This is a genomic window from Kluyvera sp. CHPC 1.2972 (genome assembly GCF_036759925.1).
Taxonomy (GTDB): Bacteria; Pseudomonadota; Gammaproteobacteria; order Enterobacterales; family Enterobacteriaceae; genus Kluyvera.
The window spans coordinates 1-1,249 of record NZ_JAPKIB010000039.1 but is presented as its reverse complement, the minus strand read 5'-3'; the positions used below and the strand labels follow the sequence as shown (position 1 = coordinate 1,249).

General features: G+C 52.0%; 1 protein-coding gene. It reads right to left on the bottom strand.

Annotation, left to right across the window (positions count from 1 at the left end; translation table 11 throughout):
• Window positions 1–8: 8 nt before the first annotated feature.
• Window positions 9–1,177, bottom strand: a protein-coding gene (locus tag V6944_RS23255; protein ID WP_103255452.1) for an IS3-like element ISEc52 family transposase whose coding sequence is annotated in 2 segments (ribosomal slippage) — window positions 9–928 and window positions 928–1,177 — 1,170 coding nt in all. Because the reading frame shifts where the segments join, the coding sequence is not laid out codon by codon here.
• Window positions 1,178–1,249 lie beyond the last annotated feature (72 nt).

Genomic DNA, 1,249 nt, shown 5'->3' with positions numbered 1-1,249 from the left:
TGTTGTGGTCAACTAAAACTGGCCACCGCGTTAGAGTTTTTCCAGTATCGGTTTTCTGATTCGTTTGGTGGTAACCCACCATTATATTCGTGCGGTCTTAGTGCGCTGTAATATCCAACGATATAGTCCGTTATTGCGTGAGCTGCATCGCTGAAGCTTACATAGCCCGTCGCTGGCACCCATTCGTTCTTCAGACTCCTGAAGAAGCGCTCCATTGGGCTGTTATCCCAGCAGTTTCCACGCCGACTCATACTCTGCCTGATCCGGTATCGCCACAGTAACTGCCGGAACTGCCTGCTCGTATAATGACTGCCTTGATCGCTGTGGAACATCACCCCGACGGGCTTACCACGGGTTTCCCATGCCATTTCCAGTGCTTTCATGGTAAGCCTGCTGTCCGGCGAGAACGACATGGCCCAGCCCACTGGTTTTCTTGCGAACAGGTCGAGAACAACGGCGAGGTACGCCCAGCGCTTACCCGTCCAGATATAGGTCACATCACCGCACCACACCTGATTTGGTTCCGTTACGGCGAACTGTCGCTCAAGATGATTCGGGATAGCAACGTGCTCATGACCGCCACGCTTATACCGGTGAGTCGGCTGCTGGCAACTGACCAGCCCCAGCTCTTTCATGAGTCTGCCAGCAAGCCAGCGCCCCATCTGGTAGCCTCTCTGGGTTGCCATTGTGGCGATGCTTCTTGCTCCGGCAGAGCCGTGGCTGATGCCATGCAGTTCAAGTACCTGGCTGCGTAATACAGCCCGTCTGCCGTCTGGCTTTTCAGGACGGTTTTTCCAGTATTTGTAGCTGCTGCGATGGACCCCGAACACATGGCAGAGAGTGGCCACAGGATAACGCGCCCTGAGTTTCCCGATTATCGAGAACTGTTCAGGGAGTCTGACATCAAGAGCGCGGTAGCCTTTTTTAATATTTCATTTTCCATTTCAATACGTTGTAGCTTTTTCCTGAGCTCACGGATTTCAATTTGTTCCGGGGTAATGGGGGAGGCTTTTGGTGTTTTTCCCTGCCGCTCATCACGTAATTGTTTCACCCATCGCGTCATTGTGGAAAGGCCGACATCCATAGCGCTGGCTGCATCTGCCACGGTGTAATTCTGGTCAACGACCAGTTGAGCGGATTCGCGTTTAAACTCTGCGCTGAAATTTCTTTTTTTCATTATGGCACCTGTGTTGTTCTGAGGTGAGCATATCACCTCTGTTCAGGTGGCCAAATTCAGTAAACCACTTCA